This window comes from Chromobacterium indicum, from assembly GCF_039708975.1.
GTDB lineage: Bacteria > Pseudomonadota > Gammaproteobacteria > Burkholderiales > Chromobacteriaceae > Chromobacterium > Chromobacterium piscinae.
In genome coordinates this window covers 1-26,120 of sequence record NZ_JAYFSJ010000001.1, presented here as the reverse complement: position 1 = coordinate 26,120, position 26,120 = coordinate 1, and the positions used below count along the sequence as shown (strand labels likewise).

The 26,120-nt window shown below is 61.3% G+C and carries 25 protein-coding genes; all 25 read right to left on the bottom strand.

Annotation, left to right across the window (positions count from 1 at the left end; translation table 11 throughout):
* Entirely contained in the window at positions 1 to 723 is a 723-nt protein-coding gene (gene fliP / locus VA599_RS00125; protein WP_346787251.1) for a flagellar type III secretion system pore protein FliP, read from the bottom strand.
* Complete coding sequence (locus VA599_RS00120; protein WP_346787250.1) at positions 720 to 1,127, bottom strand: hypothetical protein; 408 nt, start codon at positions 1,125 to 1,127, stop codon at positions 720 to 722. Before VA599_RS00120 ends, fliP begins: the two co-directional genes overlap by 4 nt.
* A gap of 25 nt (positions 1,128 to 1,152) precedes the next feature.
* Positions 1,153 to 1,470 (bottom strand): FliM/FliN family flagellar motor switch protein, encoded by a 318-nt coding sequence (locus VA599_RS00115; RefSeq protein ID WP_052717673.1) that lies wholly within the window; start codon positions 1,468 to 1,470, stop codon positions 1,153 to 1,155.
* Complete coding sequence (locus VA599_RS00110; RefSeq protein ID WP_346787249.1) at positions 1,467 to 2,243, bottom strand: FliM/FliN family flagellar motor switch protein; 777 nt, start codon at positions 2,241 to 2,243, stop codon at positions 1,467 to 1,469. Before VA599_RS00110 ends, VA599_RS00115 begins: the two co-directional genes overlap by 4 nt.
* A complete protein-coding gene (locus VA599_RS00105) occupies positions 2,240 to 3,439 on the bottom strand; it encodes a flagellar hook protein FlgE (protein ID WP_346787248.1) in 1,200 nt (399 codons plus the stop codon). The genes VA599_RS00110 and VA599_RS00105 overlap by 4 nt, the downstream gene beginning before the upstream one ends.
* Positions 3,436 to 3,852, bottom strand: coding sequence for a flagellar hook assembly protein FlgD (locus tag VA599_RS00100; RefSeq protein WP_046156435.1), 417 nt, complete (start codon positions 3,850 to 3,852; stop codon positions 3,436 to 3,438). The genes VA599_RS00105 and VA599_RS00100 overlap by 4 nt, the downstream gene beginning before the upstream one ends.
* A gap of 2 nt (positions 3,853 to 3,854) precedes the next feature.
* Positions 3,855 to 4,529, bottom strand: coding sequence for a hypothetical protein (locus tag VA599_RS00095; protein ID WP_346787247.1), 675 nt, complete (start codon positions 4,527 to 4,529; stop codon positions 3,855 to 3,857).
* Positions 4,526 to 4,966, bottom strand: coding sequence for a hypothetical protein (locus tag VA599_RS00090; protein ID WP_346787246.1), 441 nt, complete (start codon positions 4,964 to 4,966; stop codon positions 4,526 to 4,528). The genes VA599_RS00095 and VA599_RS00090 overlap by 4 nt, the downstream gene beginning before the upstream one ends.
* Positions 4,966 to 6,288 carry a FliI/YscN family ATPase gene (locus tag VA599_RS00085; protein ID WP_346787245.1) on the bottom strand — a complete coding sequence of 441 codons (1,323 nt, stop codon included), beginning with the start codon at positions 6,286 to 6,288 and terminating at the stop codon, positions 4,966 to 4,968. The genes VA599_RS00090 and VA599_RS00085 overlap by 1 nt, the downstream gene beginning before the upstream one ends.
* The gene (locus tag VA599_RS00080) at positions 6,285 to 6,974 is read right to left on the bottom strand and encodes a FliH/SctL family protein (RefSeq protein WP_346787244.1); all 690 of its coding nucleotides are present in this window, start codon (positions 6,972 to 6,974) and stop codon (positions 6,285 to 6,287) included. Before VA599_RS00080 ends, VA599_RS00085 begins: the two co-directional genes overlap by 4 nt.
* Complete coding sequence (locus VA599_RS00075) at positions 6,971 to 7,522, bottom strand: hypothetical protein (RefSeq protein WP_346787243.1); 552 nt, start codon at positions 7,520 to 7,522, stop codon at positions 6,971 to 6,973. Before VA599_RS00075 ends, VA599_RS00080 begins: the two co-directional genes overlap by 4 nt.
* Complete coding sequence (gene fliF, locus VA599_RS00070) at positions 7,519 to 8,922, bottom strand: flagellar basal-body MS-ring/collar protein FliF (protein WP_346787242.1); 1,404 nt, start codon at positions 8,920 to 8,922, stop codon at positions 7,519 to 7,521. Before fliF ends, VA599_RS00075 begins: the two co-directional genes overlap by 4 nt.
* Before the next feature lie 35 nt (positions 8,923 to 8,957).
* Positions 8,958 to 9,239, bottom strand: a complete 282-nt coding sequence (fliE, locus tag VA599_RS00065) for a flagellar hook-basal body complex protein FliE (protein ID WP_231153683.1) — start codon at positions 9,237 to 9,239, stop codon at positions 8,958 to 8,960.
* Positions 9,236 to 9,679 (bottom strand): flagellar basal body rod protein FlgC, encoded by a 444-nt coding sequence (gene flgC, locus VA599_RS00060; protein ID WP_346787241.1) that lies wholly within the window; start codon positions 9,677 to 9,679, stop codon positions 9,236 to 9,238. The genes fliE and flgC overlap by 4 nt, the downstream gene beginning before the upstream one ends.
* Positions 9,680 to 10,021 (bottom strand): flagellar basal body rod protein FlgB, encoded by a 342-nt coding sequence (locus VA599_RS00055; protein ID WP_346787240.1) that lies wholly within the window; start codon positions 10,019 to 10,021, stop codon positions 9,680 to 9,682. It lies immediately after the preceding gene.
* A gap of 13 nt (positions 10,022 to 10,034) precedes the next feature.
* Positions 10,035 to 11,159 (bottom strand): flagellar basal body P-ring protein FlgI, encoded by a 1,125-nt coding sequence (locus tag VA599_RS00050; protein ID WP_346787239.1) that lies wholly within the window; start codon positions 11,157 to 11,159, stop codon positions 10,035 to 10,037.
* A 31-nt stretch (positions 11,160 to 11,190) separates the two neighbouring features.
* The gene (flgA, locus tag VA599_RS00045) at positions 11,191 to 12,117 is read right to left on the bottom strand and encodes a flagellar basal body P-ring formation chaperone FlgA (RefSeq protein WP_346787238.1); all 927 of its coding nucleotides are present in this window, start codon (positions 12,115 to 12,117) and stop codon (positions 11,191 to 11,193) included.
* Positions 12,117 to 12,896, bottom strand: a complete 780-nt coding sequence (flgG, locus tag VA599_RS00040) for a flagellar basal-body rod protein FlgG (RefSeq protein WP_046156414.1) — start codon at positions 12,894 to 12,896, stop codon at positions 12,117 to 12,119. Before flgG ends, flgA begins: the two co-directional genes overlap by 1 nt.
* A 24-nt stretch (positions 12,897 to 12,920) precedes the next feature.
* Positions 12,921 to 13,601 carry a flagellar hook-basal body protein gene (locus tag VA599_RS00035; protein WP_346787237.1) on the bottom strand — a complete coding sequence of 227 codons (681 nt, stop codon included), beginning with the start codon at positions 13,599 to 13,601 and terminating at the stop codon, positions 12,921 to 12,923.
* Between the two features lie 12 nt (positions 13,602 to 13,613).
* Complete coding sequence (gene flhA / locus VA599_RS00030; protein WP_346787236.1) at positions 13,614 to 15,665, bottom strand: flagellar biosynthesis protein FlhA; 2,052 nt, start codon at positions 15,663 to 15,665, stop codon at positions 13,614 to 13,616.
* Positions 15,666 to 15,702: 37 nt separating this feature from the next.
* The gene (locus VA599_RS00025; RefSeq protein ID WP_231163782.1) at positions 15,703 to 16,764 is read right to left on the bottom strand and encodes an EscU/YscU/HrcU family type III secretion system export apparatus switch protein; all 1,062 of its coding nucleotides are present in this window, start codon (positions 16,762 to 16,764) and stop codon (positions 15,703 to 15,705) included.
* A 3-nt stretch (positions 16,765 to 16,767) separates the two neighbouring features.
* Complete coding sequence (locus VA599_RS00020; RefSeq protein WP_346787235.1) at positions 16,768 to 17,529, bottom strand: flagellar biosynthetic protein FliR; 762 nt, start codon at positions 17,527 to 17,529, stop codon at positions 16,768 to 16,770.
* Between the two features lie 10 nt (positions 17,530 to 17,539).
* Positions 17,540 to 17,806: a flagellar biosynthesis protein FliQ gene (fliQ, locus tag VA599_RS00015; RefSeq protein WP_346787234.1), complete on the bottom strand. Its 267-nt coding sequence runs from the start codon at positions 17,804 to 17,806 to the stop codon at positions 17,540 to 17,542.
* Positions 17,807 to 18,440: 634 nt separating this feature from the next.
* Positions 18,441 to 18,731, bottom strand: a complete 291-nt coding sequence (locus tag VA599_RS00010) for a hypothetical protein (RefSeq protein WP_346787233.1) — start codon at positions 18,729 to 18,731, stop codon at positions 18,441 to 18,443.
* A gap of 1 nt (position 18,732) precedes the next feature.
* Positions 18,733 to 26,028, bottom strand: a complete 7,296-nt coding sequence (locus VA599_RS00005) for a LysM peptidoglycan-binding domain-containing protein (protein ID WP_346787232.1) — start codon at positions 26,026 to 26,028, stop codon at positions 18,733 to 18,735.
* Between the last annotated feature and the right edge of the window lie 92 nt (positions 26,029 to 26,120).

Sequence of the window (26,120 nt, the reverse complement as noted above, 5' to 3'; positions counted from 1 at the left end):
TCACATGCTGTCCGACAAGACCGCGCGGGCCACCAGAGTCCAACCGTCTATCAACACAAACATCAAGATCTTGATCGGCAGGGCGATGGACACCGGCGGCACCATCATCATGCCCATCGCCATCAGCACGCTGGAAACGATGATGTCCACCAACAGGAACGGCAGAAAAATCACGAAACCTATCTGGAACGCCAGCCTCAGCTCGCTCAACAGAAAAGCCGGCACCACATGTACCAGGCTGATGGATTCGGCATCGTCGGGCATGTCCTTGCCGCCAATGCCGAGCACAAAGCTCATATCCTGCTCTCGCGTCCGGCTGACCATGTATTCCTTCATGATGGCGCCGCCCTGCTTGAGCGCCGCCGATGCAGGCATATGCTGCGCGTACAGCGGCGTCACCACTTGCTGATCCAGCTTTTCGAAAGTGGAGCCCATCGACAGCAGCGTCAGGAACGCCGCCAACATGATCAGCACCACATTGGGAGGCGTCTCCTGCATGCCGATGGCGTGCCGCAGCATGGACAACACGATGATGATGCGCGTGAAGGAAGTCATCACCACCAGCATGCCCGGCAATAACGCAACCAAGGTCAGCGCGAGGACGATGTTGACCGCCTGGCTCACGCCAGCGCCATTCAAGGCCACGTCCACCATCTGCCCCTTGGCATCAGCGACCGCCGGCAGGCAGGCAAGCAGCCACATCAGTTTCTGCAATCTATTCATGAATTCGAATCGTCCCGGATGACCGTGATGCCGCGCTCGCTTTCAGCCAGCATGATTTCCCTTCCCCCATGCTCAATCACGTAAAGCGACGATTTCGCCGACAGCCTGCGCTTGGCAAGCAAACGGATCTCCTCCGCGCCTGCTGCCCGCGGCCCTTTCATGTAACGCTGCCGCCACCAGCATGCAGCCGCGCCGATCAGGGCGAGCCCGCCGAGAATCTCATAAGGGCCGAGCAAGGCCGCGGGGCCGGCGGCCGGCTCCTTGCGAAAACGCAGCGGCGCGTGCGCGGGCTCCGATGAGGAAACCGCGCACGCTGGCGTAGAGGCCCCCTGCGCGCAGGGCATTCCGGCGGCGCTCGCGCTCAATACGGCCACGCTGAACGACAAGGCCAGCAGCAACTGCATCGGATATCTCATTTCAATCTGCCATTCACGCGGAAAGCTGCGCGACCTGCTCGATGCGGACGCCGAAATGGTCGCCAGCCACCACCAGGCTGCCGCGCGCCACCACTTGGCCGCCCAGCAAAATCTCCACTGCGTCGCCGGGCGCTTTATCCAGAGCCAACACCTCGCCCTCCTTCAAGGCGTCCAGCTCCGCGATGCTCAGGCGGCAGCGCCCGATTCGGGTTTCCAGCTGCACCTGCACTTCTTTCAACAACTCCATCCGGCCTTGCAGCAAGCCTGCCGCGCCAGCCTCGGTTTTCCCGTCCAGTTGCGGGGGGCTGAAGATTTCCACTTCCTTGCTCATGCTTTTCCACTCTTGTTGATTGCTTTGTCGGCCCGGCGGACCTTGACCGACGGTTGACCTTGACTCAACCCGTATTGCGCCCGCCCAAGCAGCTCGCCGCTGGCCAGACGCAGATCGAACGGCGTCCCCGCCTTCTGATCCAAACGGATCACATCGCCTGGGCGCAGGGAGCCCAGGTCCTCGATGGAGAACTGCGCGGGAGATGCCCGCACTTCCAATTCGACTTGACCATCCAGCGACAACGAGCGCAGCGATATCGGCCCAGGCGCTGCCGGCAAGCCCGGCTTAGGCAGCCAGCGGGCTGCCTGCTCCGCGGACAACAACACGGTCAAAACCTGATCGCCATGCCGCAGCTCCGCCCGCAACGCGCCCGTTGCGGAGAACACCGGATCCAGTAGGCCGCCCTCCTTCAAGCCCGCATAGGCAGGCGCGGCGTCCTCGCCGGAGATTGCCGCGGCCAGCGCATCCCGCGCCGCGCGCGTTGTCGACGCAGCAAGCTCCGATGACTCGATAGCGGCGCGGCTCTTGTCCGCCCCCAGGCAAACGCGGGCGAAGAAGCCCGGCTGATCCGACATGGCGGGCCAGCCGACACCCGCCGTCAGCCATTTCGCAGCGGAGATATCCGCCAGCGACACCGGGCAAGCAGACGCCTGCGCCTCTCCATCCGCCAAGCCCCAATCGCGCAGCCAGGCCGCGCAGCGCTCGCCGACGGCCGCTTCGACAATATCCAGCTCCTTCCGCGTATAAAGCCGGAACGGCAACGCGCCGCTCATCGCGACCCTTTCATCTGCAGCGCTTGCTGCATCATTTCGTTCGCAGCTGAAATGAGCTGCGAGGCCGCCTGATAACCGCGCTGAGTGATCATCATGTCGCTGAATTCCGCCGACAGCTCGACATTGGACAACTCCAGCTTGCCGCCGGCCACCTTGCCGAATACGCCGCCCCCGGCCACGCCATACTCCGGATTCTGGCCGGCCAGAGCGCGGTAATATCCAGAGCCCGCGCGCTCCAGTTGATGGTCAGGCTGGGAGAACCAGGCTAGTGCCAGACGCCCGGCAACTGCGGTCTGTCCGTTGGAATAACTGATCTGGCCCTTGCCCTCGCCGTCGAAGGTCAGCTTGGTCAGCGCTCCGGCGCCATAACCATCCTGGCTGGCCACCCGAATAGTCGAGGAAGTGCCGCCGGACAGGCTGGTGGTATCGGAAATGGAGCCCGGCTGGCCGAAAAACAGCTTCAAGTCGGACTCGCCGCCGGTGGCGCTTTTCAGCTTCATCGTCAACTGGTTGTACGCAAACGATGGCGAGCCATCGGGATCGAAGCGGATCTCGCCGCTGCCCACCGTACTCTGCGCCACTTTGTCCTGCACCTCCACTTTCCAGCTGCGCGGCGTCGTGGAGGCATTGCTGGTGAAGCTGATCTTCAGTTGCCGCGGAGCGCCGTCCTTGTCGTAAACGGTGGTTTCCGCGCTGCTGTTGGTCGCGCCGGTAGATAGGTTGTCGGCGAATTTGACGGTGCTCGTCGGTTTGGCCATCTGGCTGCGCAGCGTCCCGACGGCGAAATCGGACAAGCCACTAGCCGAATCGAACATCTGGATGCGCGACTTGTCCTGCCGGCTGATCAGCACGCCATCGGCATCGAGCTCAAACTGTCCGACGCGGCTGTAATTGATCTGTTGGCCGTTCTTGGAAACGAAGAAGCCGCCGCCATCCACCGCCACATCCAGCGGATTGGTCGACGACTGCAGCTCGCCCGCGGAAAAGTCCGTCGAGGAAACCCCGATTTTCACGCCTTCGCCGTGCTGTCCGCCTTGCCCGCCTTGCGCATCGTACTGATACATCATGTCGGTGAACTGCAGAGAGGTCCGCTTGAAGCCTGGGGTGTTCAGGTTAGCCACATTGTTGCCGATGTTGGACAGCCCCTTCTGGAAGGTGCGCAAGCCGCTCAGGCCGACAAACATGGTGTCTATCATGTCGCGCTCCCCCTCACCAAAGCCACCTGGGTCAACGCGACATCGGTCATCAGCTCGCCGCTGGCCGCCTTCACCGTCAACATCGGCTGACCGCTGGAGAAGGATATGGTGGTCACCTGCCCCGCGACATTGCCATTGGCCGTCTGCACTTCCACGGTCTTGCCGATCAGGCCGATAGACTGGTTCGCAGCTTGCTGCGCCAACAGGGTATCCAGCTTCTCGTTGGACATCCGCGTCTGCTCCAGGGACGAGAACTGGGCCATCTGCGCCATGAATTGCTGGTTGTCGATCGGTTTCAGCGGGTCTTGGAAGGTCAGCTGCGTCGAGAGGATGCGCAGGAAGTCCTGCTGGGTGATGCCCCGCGTCTGCGCGATGCTGTCGCTGCCGGAAATGCCCAAACCTGTTGTCGCCATGTTCACCTCTGTTTCAAAACATTCAAGCCGGCGGCGGCGTTGCTGTAGACCACCGCGCCATTGACGGCCAGCATCGCCAGCCGCCCACCTTTTTCCCTGATATGCCGCTCCAGCCGCTGACCGAGGGCCTCAGCTTCGCCCGCATCCATGCGCGCGTCGCGCACCCACACCCTAAGCTGCCCTTGGTCGGCGAATACCGTGATCTTGCAGGGTTTGAGCCAGGAGCGGAGCATGGCTTCGTCATCGCAGGCCAAGGCCGCGCGCGCAGCTGTGCCGGACTCCCCCTCCCGCCCCGCCTGTTCCATGGGAGCAAGGGATAAACCATAAGCGGCGGCCGGCGCTCCGCCATCAGCGGCCACAGGACCACTCGGCGTCAAAACCGCTTTGGCCGGCGCATCCGCGCCGATATCGGCCGCATGTGCATCACTGCCCGGGGGAAACGGCGCCGCACCGCCGCTTGCCGTTTCGGCCACAGCCGCTCCGCCGCGTTCTTCAGCTGGCGTCTCCACGATGGGGAGCCCCTCGCCGTCAAACTGGATCGCCCGACAAACGCTGTGGCTCGCCAGCTCGGCATCCAACTGCTTTTGCCATTGCCTGCCCGATTGCTCGTCAGGGAGTTCCCGGCCCGGATTCTGCGCCGCGCCGCGCCGTTCCGAGTCTATCCATCCAATGTTCATGCGAGTCCTCCCGCCGCGCGGCGCTGCAGCCACGCGTCATCCTGTTCCCGGTACTCGCCGCGCTGCGCCTCAGCCCTCCAAGACCCATACTGCCTTTCCTTGTGCTTCTCGAGCTGGCGCAAACGGGCTTGCGCCTCCGTTAAACCTGCCATCGCCCGGTCCCGCAGCGCTTCCGAATCCTCAACCACATGCTCCAACTGCCGGCAACGCAGACGCAGCTCCCGGATAAAATTCAGCGCGGACAGGTATAGCGCCTGGTTGCCCACCAGAGACGGCAAGGCGCGTTCACAGCTGACAACCTCGGCTTCCGCAGCATGCAAGGCTGCGCGGTCGGACTCCAGTCTGTGCTCAGCCTCTTGCAACGCCTGCCTCAGCGGCTGCAACGACGACTCCTGAAACCTCATCAAGGCCGCGAGCTGATACCGGAATTTCCGCATCAGCGCCCCCCCAGCATTGCGGCAAGCTGAGCCAGCGCAGCCTTGCGTTCGCTGCGCTCATGCGTACTTTGCCGCAGAAAACGCTCCAAATCCGGCTTGCGCCCCAGCGCTTCATCCAGCTCCGGATTGCCGCCCGGCTTGTATACGCCGAGCTCCAGCAAATCCTTGCTGCCCGACAGCAAGCCCATGGTTTTCCGGCACGCGCGCATCAGCGCCTGCTCATCCTCGGTCGCCAAAGCGGAGGCCAGGCGGCTGACGCTGCCCAGCACGTCTATCGCCGGGAAATGGCCGATATTGGCCAGATCGCGCGACAGCACGATGTGGCCATCGACAATGCCTCGCACGCTGTCAGCCACCGGATCGTGAATGTCGTCTCCCTCCACCAGCACGGTGAACAGCCCGGTGATGGAGCCGCCCTCTTTGCGAGTGCCGCAGCGCTCCAGCATGCCGGCCAGCTCGGAGAACACCGATGGGGTATAACCGCGCGAGGTGGCCGGCTCGCCGGTGGCCAGGCCGACTTCCCGCCGCGCCATCGCGTAGCGGGTCAGCGAATCCACGATCAGCAGCACCGATTTGCCCTGGTCGCGGAAATGCTCGGCGATGGTGACCGCGCTCAACGCCGCGGCCTCACGCACCAACGCCGGCTCATCCGCCGTCGCCACCACCACCACGGAGCGGGCCAGGCCCGACTCGCCCAGGTTTTCCTCGAGGAACTCCAGCACTTCCCGGCCGCGCTCGCCGATCAGGCCCACCACCACGATGTCCGCGGCGCAGTTGCGCACCAGCATGCCCAGCAAAGTGCTTTTGCCGACGCCGCTGCCCGCCATGATGGAAAGGCGCTGGCCGTAGCCTATCGTCAGCATGGAGTCGATGGCTCTGACGCCGGTCTCCATCACTTGGTCGATGCGGCTGCGCCGCAGCGCGGGAATCGGCGCGCTGCGCACTGGCCGCTGCGCCGCCCCAGAAATCGATCCCATTTCGTCCAGCGGCCGGCAGAACGCGTCCACCACCCGTCCCAACAAGGCGTCGCCCACCGGAATGGAAAACGCCCTCCCGGCCGACACCACCCGGCCGCCCAGCAGCAGCCCATCCACCGGGCCGTACGGCAACAGCAGCAGGCGGTCGCTGTCCAATCCCGCCACCTCGGCCAACACATCGGGACGTCCGTCCGACATCTCGATATGGCACAAGTCGCCCAGCCCGACGCCAGCGGGGCCTCTGGACTCCACCAGCAGGCCGACCTTGCGGCTCACGTGGCCGACTTTCTCCACCAGCTCCGCAGTTCTGACCGCATCGCGCAGCTGCTCAAGCCTAGGCCTCATGCCCGTGCCGCCTGCCGCAACGCCCGGTGCAAACGCTCCAGCTGGGTAGACCAGCGGGCATCGATATCGCCATGAGCGGTTTCCACCACGCAACCGCCCCTCGCCAACGAATCATCAGCTACGAGATGGATCTGCCGACCGGTGTCGCACAGCGCCTCGCCGCCCAGCAACGCGGCGTCGGCTGGATGCAGACGGACGCGCACCGGCTCCCTGCCGACCACCTCCAGCATCGCCCGCCGCACGCCGGCCCGGACCAGTTCCGCGGAGTGCGGGATGTCACCGACCACGCGGATCAGCGCTTCGAACACCACCGGCGCGAGCATATCTTCCATTTCGCCCAGCATTTGCGCGCGGCCCTGCGCCAACGAGGCGAGCATGTCCTTGGCCTGCTGCGCGGCCTGCCCCAGCTGATCGCGAATTTCCTTCTCCGCTTTCGCCATGCCGGCCCGGTAGCCCTCGTCGCCGGCGCTGGCGCGCATCGCGTTGCACTCGGCCTTGGCCTTGGCGCGCATCGTTTCTATTTCGGCCATCGCCCGGGCGCGCATCGCGCGGATTTCCGCCTCAGCATCCACCTGACGAGCCGCTTCGGCTGGCGGCCGCGTCTGCGACGCGGCCATCTGCGCGGCGCCGGTGGATTGCGACTCTTCCCGGGCGCGGACCAGAGGGTTGCGGATGATATCGCTCATGCCATTGCTTTCTTCAGCCAGGCGCGCAAGCCGGTCCACGCGGAAGGGGGCTCGCTCGCATGCGGCGGAGCGAAGGCTTCGGCTGTCGAGGAGAACGCGCTCGACTCGGCCAAGCCGGTCAGCAGCGCCGCGCTCAACGCCGGTGCCTGGCGTGCCGAACCTGCGGCCCAATTGCGGCGCAGTTCCGCCGCTTTAGCACCCCATGCCTCGCTGTTGTCCATGAAGCTCAAGACACGGCCGCGCAGCTCTGCGCCCAGTGCATGTCCGATCGCGGCCTGCAGCCACGCCGGTTCCGCCGCGACCGCGGCCGCCAGCGCGCCGATGCGGCCGGCGAGTTGTTGCTGTCCAGCCTGCAAGGCGATGCCTGACAGGCTGCCCATGGCCTCGGCCTGCTCCGCCAACGGCCGCTCGTCCAACTGCGACAAAGCCAACCCCAGCCGGCCGCGCTCATCTTCCGACAAGCGGGACTCCAGCCAACGGCGGTCGTCGGCGCTCAATGCGGACACCGCCAGCGCCGCGCGCAGGCTATCCTGTTCCGCAGCCATCATTTGCCGCCCTCCGGCTGCTCCACCAGCCAGCGCCGCACTTGACGCAGCAAGCGCTCGCGTTCCGTTTCGTCCAGCGTCTTCCTGGCCATGCGGCGGCGCAGCGACCAACCTCCCGCAGCCCCCAGGATCAACAGCGCGGCCACCGCCGCCCACCAGATGGCCGGGCCGGCGTCCAGCTCAGCCTTGCCACCCGCGATCTCAGCCGGCTTCTTGGCGTCGCCTTGCGGCGCGGCCACCGCCTGCACATTGTCCATCACCGAAAACGCGATGCCGTCGCCGCGACCGCTGTCCAGGCCGATAGCCATCGCGATCACCTCGCGCAAGCGCTCGACCGCGCTGTCAGACAGGCTGGCGTTGGTGATGATGCCGACGCTGATATGTTTGACCGAGCCCCCGGCCATATTGGTCTGTTTCAGCTCGCGGCCCACCTGGTATTCGGAATCGAGCGATTTGTTGCCGCCCGCGCCGCCCATCGCCGGCATGGTCTGGGATGCGTGGCCCGCATCGGCGCCGTCGCCCTGCCATTGCTCGCGCCGGCGCACCAGCACGCCCTTGTCGCCGCTGTCGCCCACCACCGACTCGCGCGTCAACTTCTGCGAGGACAGGTCCAACGCCACGTCCACGCTGACCGCCGCCTGGTTCGGGCCCAAGGCGGTGTCCAGAATCCGCGTCACCTTGTCCGCGAGATAGGTCTCGGTTTCCTTCTTCAGCTGCAAACCGGCGTCTCCGCCGGTCACGCCATCTTCGCCGGCTTCGCGCGCGGATAGCGCCACGCCGCGCTGGTCCAGCACGGTGACCGCGGCGGCGTCCATTTCCGGAACGGAGGCGGCCACCAGGCGCTGCACCCCGGCCACTTGCTCCTGCTGCAGGCTCTTGCCGCCCTTCAGAGTGACCCAGACCGAAGCCTTGGCCTTGGCGCCGCGCTTGCGCAGCATGCCGCCCTCAGGCAACACCAGGTGGACACGCGCGTTCTGCACCTCATCGAAGCCCATGATGGTGCGCGCCAGCTCGCCCTGCAGCGCGCGCTGGTAATTGATCTTCTGCGCGAACTCGGTCACGCCGAACTCGGCGTTGTTGAACAATTCGAAACCGACCGAGCCCTTCAAGTCCAGGCCGCTGCCCAACAGCTTCATCCGCGTCTTGTACAACGCGTCCTTTTCAACCTGGATGGTCTTGCCCTCATCGGACAGAACATAAGGCGTCTTCTGCTTTTCCAGCGCGGCCGCGATGCTGGCCGCGTCCCGAGCGTCCAGGTCGGAGAACAACACCTGGTAATCCGCCTTGCTCATCCACCAATACGCGCCGACCGGCACGGCCACCGCCGCGACCGCGCCCGCCACCAGAAATGCCCGGCCTGCCCCTGAAGAGCGCTGCCAAAGCGCCTTGATAAAATCCACCATCGTCTGCCTATCCAATCAAAATTTCCGCCTGGGCGTCACACCTGCATCCGCATGACTTCCTGATAGGCTTCGAGAACCTTGTTCCGCGCCTGCATGAACAGTTCGAACTGCATGCGGGTTTCTTCCATCTTCAACATCACCTGATGCAGGCTGCCCGCCTGCCCGGTCGCAACATCGTTAAGCAAGGTTCCCAGCGAGTTTTCCGACTTCTCCAGCTGGGTCAGCACGTTTTCGAAACCGCTGGCCGGCCCCGGCTTGACCACTCCGGCCGAGGACAGCGAATCAGCGAACGCGCTGCCTGCGATAGCCTCTATCATTGCTTGCCTCCAATATCCAAGGCCTTCTGCATCATCGAGCGGGCGGCGTTGAAAGCCGTCACGTTAGCCTCGTACGAGCGCACGGCCATTGTCATCGCGAACATCTCTTCCAGCGTGTTCACGCCGGCGTACTGCACATAGCCCTGCGCGTCCGCCAGCGGGCTGGATGGATCGAGCACCTTGCGTGCCGGCGCGTCGGACTCCACCACCGCGGCGCGCACGCCGCCCGGCGGCGGCTGGTCGGACTCGGCGCGCAACAGCGCCTGGCCGAAACCCGCGCCCACCGGCTGCACCACCACCCGCAGCGGTTTGGCCAGAGCCGCGCCCGGCGCCGCGGCCACATTGGCGTTGGCGATATTGCGCGCGGCCACTTCCGCCCGAAGCTGCTCCACATCCATGCCGCTTTGGCTAATGGCCAGCGATTGCCAGATCCCGGCCATTTAACGCCTCCCGTCCGACACCACCAGCTGCATGATGGCCAGTTGCTTGTTGATGCCCTTGATCAGGGTCTGGTAACGCAGCGCGGTGTCCGCCAGCTGCGAAACCTGGCGGCTAAGCTCCGCCGCCGCGCCGGACGGGCTGCCCGTCGGAGTCATCCGCGTATCGGGCAGGATGAGGGGGCCTGCGCCCTCCATGCCTTGCAATGCGGATTCGAAGTCCACGCGCAGCGGGGTGTAGCCCGGCGTATTGAGATTGGCGATATTCTGGGCGATCACCTGCTGGCGCAGCGTCAGGCCATCCAGCGCCTGGGTCACCACATTGCTTACCGAACCGATTTGCATATCCCGTCCTAACTTATTGAATGACCAGTTCCGCATGCAGCGCGCCGGCGGAGCGCACTGCTTGCAGCACCGCGATCACGTCGCGCGGCGTGGCGCGGATGCGGTTCAATGCCGCCACCAAATCCGCGATGGTAGAGCTGCCCTTCAGGCTGATGCCCGGCAGCGGTTTTTCCTGGGCGGTGATCCGCGTCTGCGGCACCACTGCCGTCCTCACCTCGCGTCCGCCCCCCACCACCAGCGGCGGCTGCGACACCAGATAGTCGGTTTCGACGGAGATCTTCAAATCTCCATGCACCACCGTCACCGCCGACAGCATCACATTGCCGCCTGCCACTACCGTGCCGGTGCGCTCGTTCACCACCACGCGGGCGCGCTCGTCCGGCGTCACTTCGATGGCCTCGATCCGGCTGAGGAGCGCCGTCACGCCGGCGGCGGATTCGCCGCCCACCCGAATGCCCACCTTGCCCGCGCCCAGCGGGCTGGCGACACTGCGGCCCAGCTTGCGGTTGATCGCCTGCGCGACGCGCTCGGCGGTGGTGAAGTCCGGGGAGGACAACAGGAACTCCGCCGTGTTGTTGCGAACGAAATTGGTGGCGACCGCCTGTTCCACGATGCCTCCAGCCGGGATCTGGCCCACCGTCGGGTGGTTTTTCTGCACCATATTGCCGTTGCTGTCATAGCGGTAGCCACCCACAGACAGCGCGCCCTGCGCCAACACATACACTTGGCCGTCGCTGCCTTTCAGCGGCGTTTGCAGCAAGCTGCCGCCCAGCAGGCTGCGGGCGTCGCCGACTGAAGTAACCGTCACGTCCACCCGCGCGCCCGGCTCCAGCAAGGGCGGCATATTCGCCGTCACCATCACCGCCGCCACATTGCGGCTGTTCAGTTGATCCGGCCCGAGATTCACCTCGAACTGCTTCAACATATTGGCCAGCGACTGCTGGGTCATCTGGCTGCGCGGGCTGTCGCCGCTGCCGGCCAGACCCGTCACCAGGCCATAGCCGATCAGCTGGTTATCCCGCCAACCGCCGAAACGGCCCAGATCCTTGATGCGCTCGCCGGCCTGAGCCAGCGATACGGCCAAGACCATCAGGGCGCCGCCTTGCAGCATCCGGACCCACCACTTGTTCTTGTTCATGTCCACTCCGGCCCTATCACACAGCCTGTTTTCACAACACATCCACCATGCCGGCCCCGGCTACCCGGGTTTTGAAAACCGCCTGCTCCTTGGGACGCCTGGCGTACACCACCTCGCCCAGCGCAGCGTCTTCCATCGCCACGGCCTCCAGCTCCAGCCGGACCGGGCCGCTGCTCAGACGGGCCATGACTCTTCCTCCCTTGCGCACCATCGGCGCGGCAGCCGCATCCGTCTCCCGCAGCACGCCGCCGGCCGCCAACGCCCGCGCGGCGATCTTGTCCTCGAAGCCGGACAACAACCGCCCATCGGCAACGTCGGCGATAGTTCGCTCCACATTGCCCGCGCCCAGCGCCTCGCCCTTGGCGATATCCCGCCGCGCCCGCACCACGTCCCGCTCGCACGACACCTCGAACCAGACCGGCCAGCTGCCATACAACTGCCGCCCCTCGAACACATCCAGCCACACCGCCATCCGTCGCGCCAATCCAGGCTGCGGGGACAAGCGGGCGACGATGCTGGCGCCCTGCCGCGGCAGCATGGCCGCCGCCGGCAACGCCTCCGGACGCAGCGCGGTTTTGGCGCAGAAGCTGTCCAACCGCGCCCGCAATGCCGTTTCACCTTCCTTCACCAGCCGCTCAGCCGCGGGTTCGCCGGCTTTTCGCGTCACGCTCACCCGCTCGGGAGCCTGCAAGGTCCAGCGCGCGGCGCCTGCGCCCAGCGCCAGCTTCCAGGCCGCCTGCAAGCGCGCGCCGGGGATGTCCCGCGTTTCGCCCGCCCGCAAATCGACTATCAACACCTTGGCGGCGGCTGGAACGCGCCAGTCCTCGTCTGCAGGCCCGCTTACCATTTGCGCCAGGCTGACAGACCGCCCCTCCACCTCGACCGAGGCCGGAACGACCAGTGTCTCCGCCGCGGCGGCGCCCATCCATGCGGCCAGCAACAGCGGCAGCGCGCGCATCAACCGCGGCGCAAATTGTTGGTGATGGACTGCATTTCGTCCGCGGCCTGGATGATGCGGGAACTCGCCTCAAAGGCCCGCTGGGCCAGCATCATGTTGACCAGCTCGTCCGCCATCTTCACGTTGGAGCCTTCCAGATATTTCTGCGCCAGCTTGCCGCGGCCGTCTTCAGCCGCCCGGCCCATCTGCGCCGCGCCGGATTGCTCGGTCGGCAGATAAAGGCCCTCGCCCACCGGCTTCAATCCAGCCGGATTGCTGAACATGGCCAGTTCGATCTTGCCGAGCTCCAAGGTCTGTCCATCTGCGGTCACCGCGGAAACCAGGCCGTCTTCGCCGACCTTCAGCGTACGGGTATCCTTCGGCAGCGTGATGGCTGGGTCCAGCGTCTGGCCGCCGCGCAGCTGCAACAGGCCATCCTCGCTGACGCGCAGCGAACCCAGCCGGCTATAGGCCAGCGAGCCGTCCGGATTGCTGACGGCGACGAAACCGTCGCCGTTGATCGCCACGTCGAAGTCCGATTCGGACGGGCGCAGGTCGCCCTGGCTGAAAACCTTCTCCACCGCGCTCAAGCGGGTGCCCAGACCCTGCCTGACAACGCCGGGCGCTTCGCCCTGGGCCGCCGCCTGCTGCGCCGCCTCGCGGTACATCAGGTCGTCGAACACCGCCTGCGAACGCTTGTATGCCGGCGTGTTCATATTCGCCAGATTGTTGGCCACCGCTTCCAGGCTGCCTTGCTGGGCCGCCATGCCGGTGGCGCCCACGTACAGTGCGTCAATCACGATTCCATCCTTGCTTCAATGCCTTCAAAATTCGCCCAGAGTCTTCAATGCCTTGTCCCAGACGGCATCCATGCCCTGCACCGCTTTTTGCACCGACTCGAAATGCCGCGTCGCCTCCATCATCTCCACCATTTCCCGAGTAGAGTTGACGTTGGACATCTCCAAAAAACCTTGCCGCAGCCGTCCGGCGCCGCCCAGATCCTTGGGATCGGCCATCGCACCGCGCACCCGGTACAAGCCGTTGCCCGTCGCCTCCAGCAGCGCGTCCTTGGCCGGGTAAACCAGCTTGATGCGGGCGACGTTCTGCTCGCCCTGGAACACCTGACCGCGGTCATCCACCCGGAACGCGCCAGGTTTCAGAAATATCTCGCCTTGCTCGCCTTCAAGCGGCAAGCCGGACTGCGTCAGCACCAGCCGTCCACGGCTGTCCAGCCGCAGCGCGCCGCCCCGGCTGACATAGTTGTTGCCGTTTTCCGAGGCGGAGAAGTAGCCGGCGCCTTCTATCGCCAGATCCATGTCCGAACCGGTGCGGCTCAGCGCGCCCTGACGCGTATCGGCCAGCGGACCAGACTGCAAATCCCCGCCCAGCGTGAACTGGCGCTTGAAGCCTGCGGTGTTGCTGTTGGCCATGTTGTGCGCCACGGTGTTCACCCGGTTCACATCGGCCTGCATCGACGCCGCCATCACGCTCATCAATTCGCTCATCTCGCCATCCCGTCAAAACGTTACCGCGGCAAAAGATTTCAACCCGACGCCCGGCGGCACCTCGCTCAGCGCCAGCACATGCAGATGGGGGATCATGCGCTCGGTCAGCTTGCGCAGATTGGCGCGCACCTCCGGCGCGCACAGCACCACCGGCATGCGGTTGGCGCCCGCCATCTTCTCCGATTCGGCCAGCATCTTCTTCAACAGCTGCTCGGCGAAGCGCGGGTCCAGCGCCAGCGACGACGCGCCGCTTTCGCTGCGGCGCAAGCCGTCGTACAAGGTCTGCTCGATGCCGCCGTCCAGCGTGATCACATGCAGCGCGCCATCGCCGTCCACCAGCGGCGCGCAAATCACATTGCCCAGCCGCTGGCGCACCCGAGAGGTGAGCTCGTCCACATCCTTGCCGGCACGCCCCGCGTCCACCAGCACTTCCAAAATGGTGTCCAGCCGGCGAATGGAAACCTTCTCTTGCAACAGCGCCTGCAACACCTTCTGGATGTCGCTCAGCGTCATCACGTTCGGCACCAGCTCGTCCACCAGGCTTTCCTGGCTTTGCCGCAGATGCTGGACCAGCCGCTCCACTTCATCCCGGGTCAGCAACGCGGCCGACTGGCGTTTGACGATTTCCGAGAAATGGGTCATGAACACGGTCGCGGCGTCCACCACCGTGTAGCCGGATTCGCGCGCCCGGCTGCGCTGGGCGTCTTGAATCCATATCGCCGGCAGGTTGTAGGCGGGATCGGTGGTGGGTTTGCCTTCCAGCTTGGCGCGCTCGCCGCCTGGGTGGATGGCCAGCCAGCATCCGGGCTCCAAGCGTCCCTCGCCCACCTTTCCGCCTTGCAGATGAATCTGGTAGGCGCCGTCATGCAGCGTCTTGCTTTCTCTTACCTTCACCTTGGGCAGCACCAGGCCTGAATCCAACATGTACTGCTTGCGGAACAGGGAAATCCGCTCAAGCAGGATGCTGCCGTCCTGCCCCATCAAGGGCGCCAGTTCAGGCGACAGCTCGATAGACAGCAGGTCCACTTTCAATTCGTCATATAGAGACGCATCCCCTGCCGCCTCTTCCGCCTTTTCGGCAGACGCGTCCTCGTCATCGCTTTCCGGCTTGCGAACCTTGCGCAGCAGCAAGCCGCCGGCCAGGAACATTGCCGCCAGCAGCAAAGCGGGCAAAGCCGGCAGGCCCGGCAGCAGCGCGATAAGGAAAAACGCGCCGGCCAGCATCAACAGAATATTGGGATAAGCGGTGAACTGGCCGAGCACTTCGCTGCTCAGCCGGCCGTCGGATGCGGAACGGGTGATAATGATGCCGGTGCCCACCGAGATGACCAGCGCCGGCACCTGGGTGACGATGCCGTCGCCTATGGTCAGCAGGGTGTAGGTTTGCAGCGCCTCCTGCCAGGGCAGGCCGTGCTGCGCCACGCCCACCGCGAAGCCGCCTATCACGTTGATCAGCATGATGATGATGCCGGCGACGGCGTCGCCCTTGACGAACTTGCTGGCGCCGTCCATCGCGCCATAGAAGCCGGCTTCCTTTTCCAGCTCCTTGCGGCGGCGCTGCGCTTCGGCCTGGTCGATGAAGCCCATGTTCAGATCGGCGTCGATGCTCATCTGCTGGCCCGGCATGCTGTCCAGCGTGAAGCGGGCGGCCACCTCGGCCACGCGCTGCGCGCCGCTGGTCACCACCACGTACTGGACCACCACCAGGATCAGGAACACGATCACGCCGATCACGTAGTTGCCGCCCACCACGTAGGAGCCGATGGCGCCGATCACGCGGCCGGCCTCGCCGTCGGACAGGATCAAACGCGTGGCGGACACGTTCAGCGACAGGCGGAACAGCGTCGCGATCAGCAATACCGAGGGGAAGGTGGAGAAATCCACCGGCTTGCGCACATAAAAGGTAAGCAGCAGCACGAACAGCGCCAGGCTGAAATTGCCCAGCAGCAACGCGTCCAGCACCCTTGCCGAAACCGGCGTGAAAAGGACGAACAGAATGCCGACCATCAACAGAATGATCGAGACATTCGCCCCTTCCTTGAACAACTTGACCAGACTACTCATCTAACCGCCATTGCGACGCCGCTCCCAATCGAGCGGCTCAACCCTTCTTCACCCGAAACGCCCAGACCAGCGCCTTTGCCACTGCGCCGAAATAAGCGTCGGGAATCCACTCGTCCACATCCACATCGCGAAACAGTCCACGCGCCAGCGGCTTGTTTTCCAAGATCGGCACGCCATGCCGCCTGGCTGTTTCTTTCATTTTCAACGCCATCTCGCCGGCGCCTTTCGCCAGCAGCATGGGCGCGGCCATCTCGCCGCGCTTGTACTGGATGGCCAAAGCCAGATGCCTAGGATTCACCACCAGCACGTCCGCCTCTTTCACCCGCGACGCGGAACGCGTCTTCTGCAGGAACTGCTGGCGGATCTCCTTCAGCTTGGACTTGATCCGCGGATCACCCTCGCGCCGCTTGTATTCTTCCTTCACCTCGCGCTTGGACATCTTCAGCTTCTTGCTCAGCGTCCGCTTCACAAACAACCAGTCCGCGGCGGCCACCACCAGCATGGCCAACGCCATGTAACGCAACACCTGCAGCAGCGCCGCGCCAGTGGCGTCCGCCACCCGCCCCGCGCCCGCTCCGGTCAGCAGCATCCAGTCCGGCAGCATGCCGCGGATGATCCAGTACAAGGCCAGCGAGAATGCCAGGAACTTGACGCTGGACTTGGCCGCCTCAAACAGCGAGCGCAGCGTGAACAAACGCTTGAAGCCTTCCAACGGGTTCAGCTTTTCCCAATCCGGCTTCAACGGCGCGGCGGAAAACACCAGACCCACCTGGGCCGCCCCCGCCAACGCCGCGGTCAATGCCAGCAGGAACCACAAGGGCGCCAAGGTCCGGAACAGTTCAACACCCAGATTCCGCATCCAGACCGACAGCGCGTCCTGCGAAAACGACCACTCCCCGGCATGCGACAACAGCGACGCGAAAATGCCGAGACAATGCCGCGCCATGCCAGGCCCCAAGGTCATCAGCGCCAGCAGCAACGTCAGCGCCGACACCGCGCCCAGCACATCCTGGCTGCGCGCGACCGACCCTTTTTTGCGGGCCTCCTCGCGCTTATGCGGCGTCGCCTCTTCCGACCGGTCCTGTTCCTGCTCCGCCACCGCCTAGCCTCCGAAAGCCGCCAGATAATCCAGCATCGAGGCCAGCCAGCGCTCGAAAAAACCGCCCAGCCGCGGCAGCATCACCGCCAGCAGGGACAAACCCACGCCCACCTTCACCGGCATCGCCATCACAAAAGCGTTGAACTGCGGCATCGAACGGGACATCAGCGCCACGCCCACATCAATGGCGAACAACGCGATCAACAATGGCGCCGCCAATGACAGCGCTAACAAAAACAAGACGCCAAACTGCCCCACCGCCCGCTCGGCCAGCATCAGGCTGAGCGGCTGCCCCACCGGCAGGCTCTCCAATAGAAACGCCATCGCCTGCAACAACATGTGATGGCCATTCACCGCGTACACATAAGCCACGGCCAGCAGCTCAAACGCCAAACCCATAGACGAGCTGGATTGCTTCGTCATCGGATTGATCACGCTGGACAGTCCAAAGCCGATCTGGGTATCCAGCAAGCGCCCCGCGAACGCCAGCGCGCCGAATGCGCACTGCACGCCAAACCCGAGCAACGCGCCGATGAACAACTCCGTCAGCGCCTGCCCGGCCAATACCCACCCGCTCGTCGGCACCGCCAGCCGCAGCTCAAGGCCATAAGCCATCAGCGCCGCCAGGCTCAAACCCAACAAGCCGCGCACCACGCCGGGCACATTGGCGGCGGCCAGCACCGGCGTCAGCAGCAGCACTGGTGCCAATCGCACCGACAACAGGAAAGCCGCGTACAGCCAGCCGATATCCAGCGGAAAAGACATGGGAAGGGCTTCAGAACAGCGACGGAATGCTGCCGATCACGCTGGACGCGTAATTCACCAACGACTTCAACATCCACGGGCCAAACAGCAGCAAGGCTGCGAACACGGCCAGCAACTTGGGCACAAAGGCCAGCGACGCGTCCTGAATCTGAGTCACCACCTGGATCACGCTCACCAAAATGCCCACCACCAAGCTGAACAGCAGCACCGGCGCGGCAATGGCTAGCGCCATCCACATCATCTGCGACATCAACTGCAGCGACTGATCGCCCGTCATCCCCATCCGTCCTTACACAACCCGCCCAGCCCACGGCGGCACCAAAAACCATGCCCCCGTCAAGCCAAGAAACAAGAAAAGTCCGAATATTAACAATATTCACACTTATTCACAATATCGAAATGTAATATTTTCTCAACAAATGATATTCATCAAGGGATGACATTGATTTACAAAGTAATTTTGTTACATTTCAATGTGGCAAACCTGCCACCTCAAAAGACCGCTCCCGCCCCACCCAAGCAGCAGGCAATGCGCCCCAGTCCCCCGCCCAAGTTCCCGCTCGCAACAGTCGCTCATCCCCCACGCACGCCATCACCGTCGACACGCCTTACTCCTGGCTTGCCACAAAGTTTATTAAGGGATGCATGACCCAAAAGAAAACGGCGCATCGCCGTTAAGGGGATGCGCCGCTTATGTGATGGGTCATGCCAGCGCCATAGCGCCGATGGCGTTGCGCCAGAACCGTAGCTTGGACTGAATGAAATGAAGCCTAATGTTTACCGAAAAATCCAAGACCCATAAATATTAATCGTCCTATATCACGGTGAGCGTTGGGCTTCGCAAACTTAGCCAAACTACGGCCTTGTCTGAAACAACAAACTCCCCCTTATTGGGTAACGCATCGATCCAATCAAATAAGGCCCCTATCCTCTAACCAAATTTTTACTCGAAGCATTTCTTTTTTCGCATCTCGGGCATTAGTCCGGCCAAAAGTCACAATATCATCATCATCCGAAAAATCTCTAAGCTGATTAATTAGAACACTCTTAACATGCTCAGGCATTGCCTCCCAAACTTGACCGCATGGATTTCTCCCCATTATTTCCAAGCACAAAGATGTAAGTTCGCCATCAGTATAAAATCCATCTCTATGCTGGATTAGTAACTCTTCAAGCTCAATCAATATTGAATCGCGATCCATTTCAGTCTCCATTTCTCATTTTGTAAACCAGCTTATCTGCGACGTCCCAGGCCTGCTCGTGAAGGTTCCCCTCAAATCCACCTTGGAGCCGAGGCGCAATAAGTTGATTAAGGCGTTTTGCCTGCAATTCGCCGCCATTGACCTCAAATATATCTCGAAGAGAATTAAGCTCGTGCATCTCGTGCGACAAGTGTGCAACTAGCGCCTCATCACTATTTAGCAGCGCCGAATTTATACGAACAGGGATTTTCCCAGTTCCAGCGTGATAAAATTCATCCCACGAGATCCAGTCATTTGGTTTGTAACTTCTACCTTGCGAAAAATACTCTGCATCGGCATCTGCGCGCGTCCATTTGCTCATGAAGCCGATATTAATATCGTCAGGAATGTGGACTCCATGCAAGCGTGCCAAGTCCATAGCCTCTGCAGGGGTTCTGACCAAGCCGTCTGCGTTAACTGCATATGGTGCCATTCTCGGATTGGCGGCAGTTCCGGTAAATTCCAGCGTGTTTGGAACCGCAAGCCTCGTCACCCCCATTCCCAACTCCGCCGCACCGGCAGCAAAAGGAATGGCCTGATCCACAACTTGCGCCACATATGGTGAACCAGTTGCCCCTAGAACAGAGCGGTAAGTCAATGTACGACCATCACCATCCAAGAATGCTCGACGCAAACCTGTTTCAATATTATCCGCGCCATGGAAAGCTAGCGGTACCGCAATCACAGAACCCGCCCCACTTGATGCCAAAGGCACGGCAGCCCCCACCTCCATGGCACCACCACTAGCCTGCACTAAGCCCTGTGCTAAATTGGAATTACGGTAGGAGTAGCCAACACTACCCCAAGCCCAAGACAGTTTCTGCCCCAGCGGCAAATCACTTCTCAGCGTATTGCCAACCGACTCCAACACGCCAGGCGCTTCGCGAAGTTGATCAGACCTGGAACTACCACTTGCCGTCAATTGCGCAGCCGTGCCAAACGTCATCAGCAACGCATCCGACACTCTCTCCGGCGTAACCCACGACTTCAGCGACAGCAAAGGTACGCCTGCGCGGATTTTCTCTGTCAATGCCTGCTGACGCGCCGCATTCTGCACGGCGATGCGTTGGCGGTTCTGCTTGTCCATGAACGCGCTTGCCGCGGCCAGGTCATCATCGCTATAGCTACCGGCTCCCGGAATGACCAGAGATTGTCCAGGTCGCAAGCGGAACTGATTGACCTTGCCATTTGCCAGCGCGATCTCCGCCGCCGTGCGGCCCATATTGCGCGCAATGCTGGTGAAAGTATCGCCTTTTCGCACGACATAGCGGGTTGGCCCCTCATCCCCGCGTTCCGGCATCAAGGCCCAATCGTTCGCTCCCCTGAAGCCCAAGGCCCGGGCAGTGGCATCATCGGCAACCGGCGGTTTCAGATCATAGGCTGCGTTGTAGGGGAACAATCCTCTTGCGGCATTCGCACTCACCATACGGTCATCTTCCACAACCTGCCAACTGCCCGCTACCGGATTACCCGCTACCTGATAGCCCACCGCGCTGCCGAACGAACTGGCCGCCAGGTTACCCCAATCCGGCCGATGGTCCTCGCCAATAACAGATTGAATCGTGCCGTTCAGCATGCCGCGCATCGTGCCATAGCCTATCCGCTCAAATGCATCCGTGCCTTTGCCTGCCTGCAAACCAACGCTGTTGGCCGCCCACGCTGCCACGCCAGAGGCCGCCACCGAGGTCCAGCTGAAGGACTTCTGCAAACCCACTGCCATCGACACGCCCTGGCTAATGACGCTGCTTGCCATGCCCTGCACTACAATATTGCTATTATTCAAAGCTTGGCCAAAGGCGCCCGCTTGCATGCCACCCGTTACGGCACCGCCAATCGCTCCGACTCCGACCTGGCTCCACGAGAACTTGCTCTGCATGCCTAAAGTCATCGCCATAGCCTGACCCGCAATAGAACCGACCGCCCCACCAAGTGCGCCAGCAAGTACAGGTCCCAGTGCCGCTGCCGCTGCGCCAGCGGTAACAACAGTCGCCACCACCGCCACGATGGCAACCAAAACCATCCCGAAACCACCACAACCGCCTCCCGGCGGCGGCGGCGGCGGCGGCGGTTCCGGCAAGGTCGGCGTCACGTCGCCGATCGCCTCGCCCGGGCTATACACCCGATACGTGCTGCTGTTGTTGTGGAAGTTGGTGACCTTGTTCGGCACCCGCAGCACTTGGCCGGCCTTCAGCGTTTCCGTGCCTTGCAGGCCGTTGGCGTCGGCCAGCAGATACCACAGCGACTTGTCGCCCCACAGGTTGGCGGCGATCACTTGCAGCGTGTCGCCTTCGCGCACGGTGACGCTGCCTGGCGTTTGTCCCGGGTAATTGGGGCCGATCGGTTCGTAGTTCTGATCAAAATCAGCGCTACTCACTGCTACACCAAAACGATACTGGTCCTTTTTATTTCCAAGTCCAATCTGCGCAAGTTGCTTGGCATAATCCACTCTCGCCGGCCCATCATTGCCTACCGCGCCAACCTGCTTGCCATCCAGATAGTAATAGCTCTGACTCTTGAAGACCCCGCTATCACTGGATTCATCCCGCTGCAATACCAAGCCTTGAGCATTATTGATGTAGCTCAAGCTTCTATGCTTCTCTTCGTCAATAGCCATTTTCAAATGGCCATTAACGTCATAAGTCAGATGGGAAATACCAGAACGCCAGCCTGGCGCATCTTTATTGTACGGCTGAGCAGTGATGGTGGACTGCTTGGCTTCGTCCCACCATTCATAACCGTAATAAGTAGTCGTGGTGGTGCCTTTGCTGACCTGCGTAGTCGTCTTCACCGTACCATCGGCCATCAGATCATAATCGGTGGTGGCATCATCAACGACTTGATGTTTGATCTTATTGTCAGCATCATAAATTGTCGTCGTCTTGCTATTTTGCCCACCATCGCCGTCCCAACGATAACTGGTGTACTCGGCAGTACGACCCAACAAGTCATTTACCCGCTGCGCTGCCGACTTATCATTGATCGTGACATCAGTCAGGAAACCATTATCGGTATACGAGTACTTCTCGGAGGTGCCATCCTTGGCATTAATCACGACTCGACGCTGCCCTGCCGCGTCATACTGTACCTCCACACCGTCGCTACCTACGCCACCACGCGTAATCTGGCCATTTTCCAACTTGCCCATGCTGATGGTGAAGCGATTCATCTGGTCATAGCGATACCAATTATCCTGCACCTGCTTGCTGCCATTCACCCCATCAGAATATTCGGCGTAAACACGACGCCGATTACCTACCGCATCATACTCATAACGGGTAAGAAACTTGGCATCCTTTATCTGGATCACTCGTCCCAACTCGTCATAAGTGGTATCAGCGTACTGGAACACCCTAGGGCTTTGATTGCTCAGGGTGGTGTAACCCTCAAAGATTTTGCGACCATCTTTATCGTATTCATAGAGCGTATTGCTGTTAGTAGCGCTGTCTTCCAGGCTCTTTAAATAGCCATTGCCGTAATAACGATAAACAATATTCTGCCCAGTGCTCCCGCTCTGGCTGCTGATTTGTCCCGCAGCGTTGTACTGATAAGTAAAACTGTGATTGCCAAGGTCGACATGCGCCACCTTCAGGCCAAACAAGTTGACGGCGTCCTGCTGCGTCTGATTGTTGGCATTGGTGGTGACGGTACGCCACCCCCCCACCACAGTGCCGCCCGCGCCCAACAATGAAGCATCCCACTGATAGCTATAACGAGTATGGCGCTGCGCCGCGCTTATGGTTTCAAGTACGCGTCCCAAACTGTCATAGCTGGTTGTATCCTGCAGTACATCGCTGCCGGTGCTGGTCGTGCGATGCGCAATACGCTGGCCCGCGCTGTCATAGTCATATTCGTCATACCCACCGCCCGCGCGATTGATCCGCTTGAGATGTCCCAGCCGATCATAACTGTAGCTGGTGGTACGACTAAGCTCATCGCTGCTGCTGCGCAAATTGCCCAGAGCATCGTATGACATCGCCTTGTGGCTGCCCGTCTGCTTGTCGCCGCCATCCGCATGCCATTCGTCAGATACCTTGCCCTGGCCATCCTGGCTGCCAGCCAACCAACGCTGCCGGTTCTGGTGGCCATTGGCATCGATGACGGCCACGGTATTACCCATTGCGTCGTAACGGTACTGGGTCAGTGGCGATGCTGTCTGCTTTTGCCCATTTTCCAATGTGACGCTGACTAGCGGGTCTTGCTTGCTCAGCAGTTTGCCCGCGGTACTATAGCTGTAGCGTGTCGTGTTCTGTTCGCCATCGGTTTCGCTATCGACTTCGCCAAATGCGTTGTAATGCTGACGACGGGTAACAGATGCCTCCTTATCCGACACCCCCAGCAATACCCAATGCAGGTTGTCAGCCGAGGTTTCCTCCTGCGCCCCACCTCGATGCAGATAACCCGACATATTGATCACACCGCCGTCGGCATCACGCAGCACATTGCCGCTGCCATCACGCAGCTGGTAACTATACTCGTAATCGCCTACCGCCAAGTTGTCGACATTAAAGAAGAACGCCCCTTGCGAAGTACGCGGCAATATCGCTTGTTGCCATTCCGCATTACTGCCCTTTACGCGGTACGATAAGCTCAGTTGAGCAGCGTCCTTCCGGTCAGAAGCAAAGGTCACACCCAAGGGCAAAGGTAGAGAATCATTGCGGATAATTCGGTTTCCACCGCCAAACGTGGCAATGCCGCTGTATGTCCCATAAGATGTGCGTGTAGTAACAAATGGATACTTCGTAAGATCTACTTTATCCGTAAAGGCCTCATACTTGTATTCATACTTACTCACTACACCATCTTGAAAAGATGCATCAATTGGACCCAGCCAAGCATTAGTAGCCCAACCTTTGACAAACGGACCATTATCCCCAAGCTTCCTATACGAAAAATCCACACCCTCCGCACGCGGGTCTCGAGGAAGCGGCACACTGCTTACTGGAATAGAAAGCGCTACCTCACCACTACCTCTTGAAATAGCCAGTCCCTGTTCGCTCAAAAGCTCATATTGATACTCATAATGCGCAGGATCACCCATAGGCAACAACAGTTCACCTGCAGCATTCCAATAAAATCCACCTCGATCGTCTCTCACCAACAAGGAAGTGGCATAACTATCCGTCCCTTTTATCCGATAACGAACGACCCCTTTAACCGCCTGACCTGTCGGCTCCAAAAAATGTAATTGCTGAGTCGAATTCTTTAACAAACACGGCTGAGTAAATACCCTACCCGCAGGAGAAAGCTCACCGATATATGTATCCTGGACACCCCCTCCACTATTCAATGAGTCTATTTGATATTGATACTCCCCTCCTACTGGCAAGGCTATTTTATCCAGACCAAACTTGTACACTCCATTGATCTCGGACATGGAAACATTTTGATAATCACCCCAACCACTATCACTTGTTCTAAATCTAATTCGAGCACCACTGGATGGAACACCAAATCCAAAATATACTGAATCAGGCCCAGGGGCCCGACCAGGCGTTCCACTGCCAAAATTTGGCAACCTAGGAATTCCTAAATCATACAAGTAGAACGAGTATGCCGTGCGATACCCTCCCTTACTTACCTGATCAAACTGTCTAAAACCCGCCTGCCCAGGTTTTAATGTGCCATATGACGACGCCAAAGAATTACCACCAGCATCTAGGGCCACATAAAAAAATTCCTGAACCCCCATATAAAGACCAAATCCGTCTATCGCTCCCGCAAGAAATGTTTTTCCATCGTCGCTACGCTCGATATGCCCAGAGCTACTCCAAGCCCCAGATTTATCAGAAGGAAAGGCCACCCCAGTTTTGGAAAAGAAAACTACTTGAGCAGTATTATCTGGTAAACCTTCGATACCGTAGACGTTTTCAACTCCTGTAAATGGCCATGGTTGCGGGCGAGTCGCAATACGAGTCAGCGTACCAGCAGACAACGGATTGGAATCCGGCGGCAACTGCTTGCCAATCGGCCCCATCGTCACCACTGCTCCGTTATTCGCTTGAGGCTTGACGCTGATCCAGCGCTCCACCTGCACGCTGGACTGTTGACGCGCATTAGTCATCAACGGTTGATACGTGGCAACCTGCTTGTTGCGCGCATCGTAGTCGGTCACCGTCAAACGCAAGTTATCCATCGGCGTCTGATGGTCGATACGCTTCTCAACCACTGCCATGACTTGATCCAGGCTTATGCCTCGCAGCTCGTCGCAGCCACCACCTCCGGACTCAACCGTCAATGTCGCATTGCCGCTGGCATCGTAACCATACAGCTTGGTCACGCCGCCGGCGTTGCCGCGGGTCAGTCGGCCAGCGCCGTCGTATTCGCTGAACTCCTGCCAGTCGCCCTGGCGGTTGAGGCTGGTGCGCTTGCCGGTGATCTGGCCCCAGGCGTTGTAACGGGTTTCGGTATACAGGCCGTTGCCCGCGTCCTGCTTGACGCTCTGCTGCTTGGCGGCGGTGTAAGCGTAGAGCGTCACATCCTGGCCGCCGGCCGCTTCCTTGCGGTCGCGACGGGTGCGGCTCATGTTGCCGACGGCGTCGTAGTCGTACCAGGTGACGTTGCCTTCGGCATCCTTGCTCCACTCCACTCGACCGCCGGCGCCGTAATGGGTCTCGCTGAACACGCCGTCGACGCCTGCCCGGCGCACCTGCGTCGCCTGGCCGAGGCCGTTGTAGCCGGTATCGGTGGTCGGCCGTACCATCTGGCCGGCTTGATTGGCGAAGGCAGCTTCTTCGCGATGAATCTCGCGGCCCAGCTTGTCATAGCCGATGTCGGTGACACCATTCTTGGCATCGGTCTTCTGGTCGATCAAGCCCATCTGGTTGTAGTGGTATTGGGTGCGCACCGTGCCGCGGGCGTCGCTGACGCCATCGTCGGCGGAGATTTGCACGTTCAACCGGCGCTCTTCCGCCACCCGTCCCATTCGGTCGTAGTCAAACTCGCTGATCCGGTCGTCACCGGCATTCGGCTTCAACAGCGCCTGCATCTGCTCCAGCGTGGCAGCGTCGCCCGGCACGCTCACCGCATTGGCGTAATGCGTTTCCCGCGCTGGTTTGCCCGCGCTGTTGTAGGTCCAAACCACCGCGTAGCCGGCGGCGTCCACTTGCAGCAGCTTGCGACCGGCACGGTCGAACCAGCGATACACACTGTTGCCGCGGGCGTCGGTCTCCTTCACCACGTTGCCGTTGGCGTCATACTGCCTACCCGCTACAAGGTCTTGAGTTTTGATTTTGTATTTGCCGTCCCCCGCATCACGCATACCCACTGTTTGACTAGGCACGATGGTGCGCTTGAGCCGGTTGTTGTTGTCGTACTCGAACCGGGTGACGCGGCAGTTGCCGTCCGCCGGCT